The following is a 9,392-nucleotide window of genomic DNA, read 5'->3' as shown; positions in this document are numbered from 1 at the left end:
GATATGGTGTGCGTTTATATCTGATTTACTGGTCAAACTGATTCAAGTGCAGCTTAAAAGAAAATGGTCTTTCTCGAACCTTAGTTCAATTATAAGACTACATCTGATGAGTTACATTAATCTTTTCACTTTTTTAAACGACCCAGATAAGTTACCTGTAGCACTTAAAACTAATCAGCTTAGCTTTGGGGGCTTTGAAATCAATTTTAAAATATAAAAGCGGCCTAATGATTTATTAAGCCGCTTTTTTTGTGTTTTATCATTTTCTCCGGACAACAGTGAATTTATTTCAGGATCTCGCTTAGGCAGGTTTTTAATAACATATTTGAGATCCTGAAATAAATTCAGGATGACGATTGCATAAAAAAACCTGCCGGCTAGGGCAGGTTTTAAAATATTAACTTGACGCATTACTTCTTAGTGTTTTTAGCGCGGATGGCTTTTACCTCTGCTACTGAAATTCCCCCTGCTTTATTGCCAAAGCTGTTTCTAACGAATGACAGTACATCTGCAATTTCCTGGTCTTTTAGGAAATTATGAGGAGGCATGATATTGGTATAAGTTTCTCCGTCAATTTCTTCGCCAGTGGCAAGTCCATTGAGGATTACGTTGATCAGCCTCGTTTTATCGCCCAATACATAGGATGTTTTAGTAAGTGGTGGATTCATGTTTGGAACACCGGCACCATCTGCCATGTGGCAGGCTAAGCAATACTGACCGTATATTTTCTTTCCGTTGGCCATTACTGCTCCCGTCACTACCTTAGGCTTTGCCGCAGGCGCTTTTTTCCCTTTTGTCTGAGCAGATAATTTTATTCCACCTGTTGTTAAGATCAATAAGATCATTAAAACTCTTTTCATGCTAGTTCTATTATTTTTTGTTGTAAACGATGCGGTAGATTGTTCCTTTAGCATCATCAGTTACGTAAAGAGAGCCGTCGGCGCCTTGTGCAAGTCCGCATGGGCGGTGATCTGCTTTATTCATGGATGCTTTTTCTGGTGTACCGGCAAAGTTATCCGCAAAAATCTCCCAGTCGCCCGATGGTTTACCATTTTTAAACGGTTGGAAAACTACGAAGAAACCTTTTTGAGGTTCAGGTGCGCGGTTCCATGAACCATGGAAAGCGATGAAGGCTCCATTTTTATACTTTTCAGGGAACATGTTTCCTGTATAAAATAGCAGTCCATTAGGCGCCATATGCGCAGGGTAAGCAACTACCGGATCAAGATATTTAGGATCAGCTTCTTTTTTCTTGTCACCACCGTATTCAGGAGCTACAATTTTTTTGTGTTGTAAGCCATCATAATACATAAATGGCCAGCCCGCATTGTCACCCTTTTTTAAAGCATACAAACATTCGGCTGGTAATTCAGCAGATTCTTTAGTGTCGTAGATCTCTGGCCAAGAGCTATTCAGGTTATCTCGGCCATGTTGCATCACATATAGCTGGTTATTTTGTTGATTCCAGTCTAAGCCTACTACGTTTCTTAATCCTGTAGCATAACGTACACCTTCGCTGTAGCTCTGGTTTAGTTTGTCTTTTTTAAACTGCCAGATTCCTGCTGCTGAATCTAGTAATGGACATCCTGGGATACCCGGAGATCTTAAGCCGCGATCTTGTACCTGACAAGAGTTTGAAGGCACACCAATGTTTACGTATAAGTTTCCATCATTGTCCAGGACAATAGATTTTGTTTCGTGTTGACGGCCCATTTTTAGGCCTTTAACGATGATTTCAGGATTATTTGGGTCAATTACCTCGTTCTTATCGTTTAATTTATACCTAAATACTTCTTTGTTTGAAGAAGCATACAAATACCCATCTTTCATATAAATGCCGGTACCGCCATAGTTTCCAAAACCCCCAGTGATTTGGGCTCTGCCATCACTGTTTTCTTTAAGCACAATGATTCCCTTTTCATCTTTCACTCGGGCTAGTTTTATATAGATCGTTCCTTGAGGCGTTACCACGATATGCCTTGCTTTGGCACCTATATCAGCCACTTTTAAAGCACCAAACCCTTCTGGTAGTTTCAAGCCTACATTGTCTGCATCTGGCTTAGGACCACCCAAAGCTGAGATGTCTTTAAATGCGTAAAGGGTGAAAAATACGAGTGCGCTAAGTAAAACTGGTATTAACAGTATTTTTTTCATTGGTTGTTTTGTTTAAAAGGTTAAGAAGCCCAGCCAATTTTATAATTGACTATATAAAATTATCATTTCTATGCCGGTTTTCTCGTAAGTTAACGTAATAAAGCAGTTGCACACCAAAGGATCGGGGCCTGTCCATGTAAATCGCCAATATTTCTTTTACGATCTAAATAATACTGCAAGTCGTTTTTCTTATTTGTGCCTTCACACACCTCTGTAATATCGTTGTTCTCATTGATATAAGTGATCAATTTAAGCCATCCTTTACGTGCTGCTTTACCATACAGCTCTTTATCCAACCAGCCATTTTTCACACCTGTGATCATGGCGAAAGTAAACATGCCTGTTGCTGAAGTTTCTGGCCATGATTCTGGTTTATCAATCAATTGACGCCACATGCCATCTTCAGCTTGGTATTTAAGCAGGGAAGCCATCATGTCCTTATAGCCTTTCATGATTCTGGCATGGTTAGGATTTGTTTTTGGTAGCGACCTTAACAATTCTGCCATCCCTACAGCCATCCAGCCATCTCCACGCGCCCAATAATAAGGGACATCAGGTGCGTGATAAAATAGTCCGTTAGGTTTTTGCAATTGATCCAGGTAAAGAACCATTTCTTTAGCAGCACGGTCTATGTATTTTTGATCGCCTGTAGCTCTGTAGGCCTGAGCTTGCAAAGCGGTGATCATAAACATATCATCAATCCATAAACGGGTTTGCCAGGTATAGCCTTGATCATAATAACCTTGTGATTCTTTTACCACTCTTGGCCCTTCAGGTGGTCCCCATTGTTTGTCTGCTATAGAAAGACCTAAGTCCAGATATTTTTTCTCTTTAGTTTGCATGTACAACTCCAAGGGAACTGAACCAAATACGCTATAATCCACATGGTCAGGTATAGGGATCATTTTAGCTTCGACACCAAATAGCGGTTCAAACCGCTCCTGTAATTTTTTAACGAGCTTATTGTCTTTGTTTTCTTTTGCAAAAGTTAATGCGCCATACCAAGTACAGGTTTCTGGATAGGTGATCACCTTTGGTGGGCCAGGCCTATTAAAATTGGTATGTGGGGTTTCATTAAAGTGGTAAGCTATTTTTGTCCCAACTTCTTTTGGTGAAGCTCCTTTTGGCCAGTTTTTTAAATCAGCATCCTTAGACTGGGCATAAAGGTTGGCCTGCCCCATTACAGTTAGGGCGGAGGCTAGACAGGCAATACCTAAAATAGAGTTTTTGTTCATAATTATTGCTTTGTAATGAGCTTTGGTTTAATGTTTTGTTGATTGTGCAAATTAAAGTTAGCTTTAATTTGAAGCTTTAAAAATGTGCGAATTGCTGGTGGAGCCGTATTGCTGCATTTTGAGCTATAATTCCGGCTTAATGGTAAGATCACTTAGAACTTAGCTAAATTGGGACAGTATTTTTTATCCTATTATTATTCAATTGCATTAGTAAATTAGTGTTTTGAAATACTGATTTAATTTAAATGCTCACAGTTTAACCTTAAAATTAACATTGTATGAAGAAGTATCTTGGTTTGGCTTTTATAATTGCTTTATCTGTAAACGCGAAGGCGCAACACCGTCTAGAAAAGCTTTGGGAAACTGATAGCGTAGTTAACCTTCCCGAGTCGGTATTGCCTGATACAAAAAGTAAAATACTGTATACTTCGGTGATGGGTAATAACCCTAATGATAAGGATGGCATAGGCGGGGTAGCTAAAATCGGAGTGGATGGCAAAGTGATTGATCTGAACTGGGTAACAGGATTAAACTCGCCAAAAGGATTGGCAAGAATTGGGAATGTGGTGTATGCTGCTGATTTAACTGATGTGGTGGTAATTGATATAGCAAAAGGGAAAGTGACCTTGAAAATACCAATAGATAGCGCAAAGTTTTTGAATGACATTACGGTGAGTGATAAGGGGATTGTATATGTTTCGGACTCAAGAACCAAACGCATTCATAAAATAGAAAATAACAAACCGACCTTATATATGGAAAATATAAATGGTGTGAATGGCTTAAAGGCTATTGGTGATGATTTATTCATTGCAGGAGGAAAGACCATATGGAAAGCTGACGTGCAAAAGAATATGACGAAACTTGCTGAATTGCCCAATGGTATTGATGGTTTAGAGCCTGTGGGAAATGGTGATTTCTTGTTAACCAGTTGGGGTGGTTATGTTTATTATATGTATGCTGATGGTAAATATGATTTGTTGTTGGACACGCATTTAGAGAAAAAGAATACCGCTGATTTAGGGTACGATCCGGTTAAAAAGATTTTATATATCCCTACTTTTTACAAAAAGACAGTTATGGCCTACCAGCTTAAATAATTCTTAACAAAGAGTTCATATTAAGTGCTCAGATTCGTAATTTAAAAACTTGAAATTAGAACAGGCTGTATCATTAATCGATTTATGCTATTCTTTATGCGTTTCGTCATCCTGAATTTATTTCAGGATCTCGCTTAAGCAGGTCTTGAATGGGATGTTCGAGATCCTGAAATAAATTCAGGATGACGACGCGATTAATGATACAACCGGTAACACACAAGTTTAAATTATGGAATCGAGAAGAGCATTTATTAAAAAATCATTGTTATTATCCGGTGCTGCAGGGCTTTCTACTATGCTCCCAGCATCTATACAGCGGGCGCTGGCTATTGATCCAAAGTTGGGGAGTAGCTTTCTTGATGCCGAGCATATTGTTATTCTAATGCAGGAAAACAGGTCGTTTGACCATTGTTTTGGTACGCTGCAAGGTGTAAGGGGATTTAATGATCCTCGCGCCATCACACTTCCAAACCAAAAACCGGTATGGATGCAAACTGATGCGCTTGGAGATACTTATGCTCCGTTTCGTTTAAATATTAAAGATTCTAAAGTTACCTGGACGGGGGATTTGCCGCACTCCCGGGCTAGTCAGGTTGATGCTTATAACAGTGGGAAATACGATAAGTGGTTAACTTCCAAGAAATCGGGAAATAAAAAGTATAGTGATATGCCTTTAACTTTAGGTCATTATACCCGCGAAGATTTGCCGTTTAATTATGCAATGGCTGATGCCTTTACGGTATGTGATCAGAACTTTTGTTCGGGCATGACCAGTACCACACCTAACCGATCTTTCTTTTGGACGGGTAAGATTAGTTATGATCTAGATGGACTGCAAAAAGTAAACATCAGAAATGACGATTTTAGTTATGGAAAATTGCCATGGAAGGCTTTCCCCGAATTGCTGGAAGAAAATCATATCGCCTGGAAGTTTTATCAGAATGATTTAAGTTGTGGCGGTGGATATAAAGGTGAGGAACGTGCCTGGTTAGGCAACTTTGGCTGTAATTTATTAGAGTTTTTTGCTGCTTATAATGTGAAGTTCTCATCTAGATATGTTAAAAATCTGCAAAAACTGGTAGAAACACTTCCAGGAGAAATAAATAAACTGCAGGAGGCGAGTCCTTCGAGTGATGCTGCTGCTAAAAAGATAAATGCGGATCTGAAAAAGAAAATGGAAGCGCTGGATAATGCGGCTTCTGAATTAAAAAAATGGAGTCAGCAGGAGTATGATAAATTATCTGATCGACAAAAGACTTTGTTTAAAAGTGCTTTTGTGACCAACTCTGGTGATCCGGATTACAGAAGTATTACTACATTAAGTTACAATGACGGAAATACTAAAAGGGAGGTTACAGTTCCTAAGGGCGATATTTTGCATCAATTCAGAAAAGATGTAAATACAGGTAAATTACCTGCTGTTTCCTGGCTAGCCGGTCCGCAGAACTTTTCTGATCATCCAAGTGCACCGTGGTATGGAGCTTGGTACGTTTCTGAGGTGATGGATATCCTGACCAAGAATCCTGAAGTGTGGAAAAAGACCATCTTTATCACTACTTACGATGAGAATGATGGTTATTATGATCACGTACCGCCATTCTCTATTCCAGATGCTAAAGTTCCAGGAACGGGTTTAGTTTCGAAAGGAATTGATACAGAAGTAGAGCATGTGCGGTTGGCTAATGAATTGAAACAGGGAATCCCGGAAAAGGCAGCAAGGGAAGCGCCTATTGGATTGGGCTTTAGAGTGCCTATGCTGATTGCTTCGCCATGGAGCAGAGGAGGTAGGGTTTGCTCGGAGGTTTTTGACCATACTTCGACCTTGCAGTTTCTGGAAACATTTTTCACTAAGAAACTCAATAAAAATATCAGAATTGATAACATCAGCGAATGGCGTAGAACGATATGTGGTGACCTGACTTCGGTATTTACTCCTTTTAATGGCGAAAAAGTGGATAAAATCGATTTTCTTGACCGCAATAATATGGTTGAAACCATTTATAATGCCAAGTTTAAAGGTGATCCATCAGGATTTAAAAAGATAACCGATGCTGACTTGACTACGTTTGCCGCAAATCCGCAGGCTAGTGGATTGATGTCGAGCCAAGAGAAAGGCATTCGTCCTTCTTGTGCCTTACCTTATGAATTGTATGTAGATGGCAAATTGCAGGATAATGGGAAGAATTTTGAAATAAAATTAAAAGCAGGGAATACTGTTTTCGGTAAGAATGCTTCTGGTGCTCCGTTCACAGTTTATGCACCTGCGAAGTTTACTGACTCATCGACTGATATCGGTGCTCAGGTTTGTAGAAACTGGTCATTTGCGGTTAAAGCGGGCGATACTTTAGCTTATAGTTGGCCACTTGATGCCTTTGACGGAGGAAAGTATCACCTTAGGGTAAACGGACCGAATGGTTATTATCGTGAATTTAAAGGAACAAGTAATAATCCGGGCTTGGTAGCGCTATGTACATACGAACGTAATGAAGCAAGTGGTAGGCTGACGGGTAATGTGTTGTTGAAATTGGTAAATAACGGTTCTAAGGCCTATGAGCTCTCGATTAAAGATCAGGGCTACCACAATAATGATGTTAAAAAGAAAATAGCTGCGGGCGGTACCCAAGAACTTGTGCTGGATTTAAAACGAAGCCATGGCTGGTATGATTTTAGTCTTCTGGTTGTGGGAGTAGATCATTTTGAGCAAAGGTATGCTGGAAGGGTTGAAAATGGACTTGCCAGTTTTAGCGATCCGGTGATGGGTGGAATTGTATAGATTATTTGTCAATGATAAATAAGTTTGTTTAAATTGGTAGAAACAATAAAGAGCGATTAGTTATGGCTAAAGAACATCAATATCAAGCGACACTTACATGGGCGGGCAATAAAGGCTCGGGGACAATGGATTACAGGTCTTACGACAGAAGTTATATCATTTCGATTGACAATAAACCTGATATATCGGGGTCTTCAGACTCTGCATTTCTTGGTGATAAAACAAAGCATAATCCCGAGGATCTTTTACTAGCTTCTTTATCGTCTTGCCACATGTTATGGTATCTGCATTTATGCTCTCAAAATGAAATCATTGTGATGGATTATAAGGATACGCCAATAGGTAAGATGACAGAAAACTCAGATGGAAGTGGCCATTTCAATGAAGTTGTGCTGAATCCGGTAGTGGTGATCACAGATGAAAGCCAAATTGAAAAGGCTAATTCACTGCATGATCAGGCACATAAGATGTGCTTTATAGCCAATTCTTGTAATTTCCCAATTAAACATAACCCAAAAAGTATTGTAGAACGCGGCTAATGCTACGTTCTGCAATATTATAGTTTTCTCTTTTATTCCTTTATCACCACATCTTTTTTTGTAGTAACCCTAAAAGTCAAGGAAACCAACTGAGCATGTATTGATTAGAGCCAACACGAAAAGTGATTGGGATGGTGTTGAATTTGCCATTATACATGCAACAGGATCGTGGAAATACAGTGGCATAGAGATATGAACAGAAGAGTTCAATCTAAATAAGATAATCTATAAATGATTTAGGGATTTAAATAATAAGGTTACCTAGGTATATGCTATTGCTAATACTTCTTCTGTCATCAGCAACAAAAGACATATAGGCATGAAGTTGTAAGCCTTTTACTTCTGTCGGCATTTCTAAAAAATCTGTCTCTTCTGTGATTCTGGCGCCAATAAATTGGTAAAATGATTTTCCTGTTTCTTCGGCATAAACCAATACCATTACTCGTGCTCCTCTGTTGCTCCAGTTTAATGCGGTGTTGTAAGTCCAGTTAAAACGAACGCCATTACCTTCGGCTGTTGCTTCTGGGTTGAGGGGCAGCTCAAGGATTCCTTGAGTTAAACGTGCGGTAGCGTAATTAATGCTGATATTAGGGTATTCACCATGTAGTGCATGTAGTAGTTGATAGGATTTGGCAGCATTGTTGGGCGTGATGGGCCGACCTTCGGCGGCTTCTTCAAAACCTATTCGAATGTAATCCGTCATACTGTTGGTGAAATTATTCACTACTTCCATTCTCTTTCTTTGAATTTTTTCTCTTGGGGTTGGGGGAGTGGTACGTTTTCTTTTCTTTCCCCTAACATAGGCTACCCCGTATCTTACATAGCCTTCTACTGGACCTGCATTACCCTGAATGCCACCTAAAATACCATTATTAATTCTTGCCATAATTTTTCGTTTTTTTCCTAATGTATGCACTAAGATGCTGATTGTCAATTCACATGTTTTTAGCCGATTGTACTTTGAGGTAATTTACTTTACCAAGTATTAAGGGATGTTACTCGGCTGTTAACCGGACACTACTCGAATCCAGCCAAGTAGTATCCGGGTAATGTCCGAGTAATGTCCGGGTAATGTCCGGGTAAATAGGGGTTGCAGACTGCCTATAGGTGGTTAACTAAAAAGAAATTTTCAGTGTGAAATTCTTTAGTTGTAACATTCTGGTTATGTAATAGAAAGTCTGTTTTCGTTAACAATTGTTAACTTTTTTGATTGATCGATTTTGATTTTTTTGTATGAACTTTTGTGTTTGACACATTTTTCAAAATGAACTTTGATTTGTTCGTCCTGATATGGGATCAATCCCAAAAGTTGTGGAGCAGGCGTGAATTTTTGGATTTTAAGCATACAATTGAGTTAGTCTATACAGGAAGAATTCTATGTTTTTCACACCTCTAAACAGATTTCTAAAAGCCTTTATTTTTGCATTAAAAGATTCCGCGGAAGCATTAGTAGATCTGTTATCAAAGTAGTTCAATATAGTCTGATAATGGTTCTGTATGGACCTGGCAATTGTATTAAAAGACTTGAATCCCGTTTGCCGTACTTTTTCATGCCATTTGGCCAATCTCGCCAAGGCGAAGACTTTATCTG

8 protein-coding genes and 1 pseudogene are annotated in these 9,392 nt (G+C 39.2%); 4 read left to right on the top strand and 5 right to left on the bottom strand.

The window, feature by feature from the left end; all coding sequences use genetic code 11:
• Positions 1–217, top strand: a pseudogene (locus EZ444_RS27545) (hypothetical protein); the annotation flags it as partial.
• Between the two features lie 193 nt (positions 218–410).
• Here EZ444_RS27545 and EZ444_RS26865 read toward each other — a convergent pair.
• From EZ444_RS26865 to EZ444_RS26855, 3 genes are all read right to left on the bottom strand, one after another.
• The gene (locus EZ444_RS26865) at positions 411–860 is read right to left on the bottom strand and encodes a c-type cytochrome (protein WP_131612987.1); all 450 of its coding nucleotides are present in this window, start codon (positions 858–860) and stop codon (positions 411–413) included.
• Positions 861–870: 10 nt separating this feature from the next.
• Positions 871–2,154, bottom strand: coding sequence for a PQQ-dependent sugar dehydrogenase (locus EZ444_RS26860; protein ID WP_131612986.1), 1,284 nt, complete (start codon positions 2,152–2,154; stop codon positions 871–873).
• A gap of 89 nt (positions 2,155–2,243) precedes the next feature.
• A complete protein-coding gene (locus EZ444_RS26855; RefSeq protein WP_131612985.1) occupies positions 2,244–3,389 on the bottom strand; it encodes a glycoside hydrolase family 88/105 protein in 1,146 nt (381 codons plus the stop codon).
• Positions 3,390–3,667: 278 nt separating this feature from the next.
• Here EZ444_RS26855 and EZ444_RS26850 point away from each other — a divergent pair, with 278 nt between their 5' ends.
• The 3 genes from EZ444_RS26850 (at position 3,668) to EZ444_RS26840 (ending at position 7,801) form a co-directional block, all read left to right on the top strand.
• Positions 3,668–4,489 carry an SMP-30/gluconolactonase/LRE family protein gene (locus tag EZ444_RS26850; RefSeq protein ID WP_131612984.1) on the top strand — a complete coding sequence of 274 codons (822 nt, stop codon included), beginning with the start codon at positions 3,668–3,670 and terminating at the stop codon, positions 4,487–4,489.
• Between the two features lie 229 nt (positions 4,490–4,718).
• Positions 4,719–7,262: a phosphocholine-specific phospholipase C gene (locus tag EZ444_RS26845; RefSeq protein WP_131612983.1), complete on the top strand. Its 2,544-nt coding sequence runs from the start codon at positions 4,719–4,721 to the stop codon at positions 7,260–7,262.
• Between the two features lie 62 nt (positions 7,263–7,324).
• The gene (locus tag EZ444_RS26840) at positions 7,325–7,801 is read left to right on the top strand and encodes an OsmC family protein (RefSeq protein WP_131612982.1); all 477 of its coding nucleotides are present in this window, start codon (positions 7,325–7,327) and stop codon (positions 7,799–7,801) included.
• A 244-nt stretch (positions 7,802–8,045) separates the two neighbouring features.
• Here EZ444_RS26840 and EZ444_RS26835 read toward each other — a convergent pair whose 3' ends face one another.
• Together EZ444_RS26835 and EZ444_RS26830 are read right to left on the bottom strand one after the other, a co-directional pair.
• Positions 8,046–8,687, bottom strand: a complete 642-nt coding sequence (locus EZ444_RS26835) for a DUF6266 family protein (RefSeq protein ID WP_131612981.1) — start codon at positions 8,685–8,687, stop codon at positions 8,046–8,048.
• A gap of 451 nt (positions 8,688–9,138) precedes the next feature.
• Positions 9,139–9,392: transposase (locus tag EZ444_RS26830; protein ID WP_165503669.1), on the bottom strand; the 254-nt coding region annotated here is incomplete at its 5' end.

The sequence above is a fragment of the Pedobacter hiemivivus genome (assembly GCF_004331685.1).
Classification (GTDB): domain Bacteria; phylum Bacteroidota; class Bacteroidia; order Sphingobacteriales; family Sphingobacteriaceae; genus Pedobacter; species Pedobacter hiemivivus.
The sequence above is the reverse complement of the archived record's forward strand: the minus strand, read 5'-3'. Positions and strand labels throughout refer to the sequence as shown.